The organism is Actinacidiphila sp. bgisy167 (assembly GCF_057707665.1).
The window spans coordinates 1-587 of sequence record NZ_JBYIQP010000235.1 but is presented as its reverse complement, the minus strand read 5'-3'; the positions used below and the strand labels follow the sequence as shown (position 1 = coordinate 587).

Here is a 587-nt window from a genome sequence, read left to right as displayed (position 1 = left end):
GCACCTGGCTCACAACGAGTGGGACCCGGTCAAGGGCCGGGCCGTGCCGAAGGTGCTGTTCACCTTCGGCCGGGAGGACGAGTTGGACCGCGACGCGATCCGGCGCCTGGTCGCGTCCTTGTCGCGCCTGCTGGAGCCCGGCGAGGCCCTGGCCATGAACCCCGTGCCGGGGCTGGAGTTCACCGGCTCGGTCCCCTTCGGCGGCGCCTACGTCCTGGACCACCTGTGGCACCGACTGAAGATCGACCAGATCGTGTCCGGCGTCGGGCAGCCCAAGCGGGGCCGGCCCCGGGAGATGTCCGTGACCGAGCGGGTGCTGTTCGCGCTGGTCGCCAACCGCGCACTGGCCCCCTCCTCGAAGCTCGCAGCTGCCGAATGGATCACTCACGACGTGCACATCGACTCGTTGCCCAAGGTCGGCGAGCAGTCCTGCTACCGGGCGATGGACTGGCTCCACGAGGTGCAGGACGACCTGGAGAAGCAGGTCTTCGACGAGGTCGCGCACCTGCTGAACCTGGAGGTGGACCTGCTGTTCTTCGACACCACCAGCACCTACTTCGAGTTGGAGGAGCCGGACGAGCCCATCG

General features: G+C 68.3%; 1 protein-coding gene. It reads left to right on the top strand.

What is annotated here, in order from left to right:
• On the top strand, positions 1-587 hold a 587-nt coding region (locus AC3ET4_RS30950; protein WP_431955310.1), incomplete at both ends, for an IS1634 family transposase.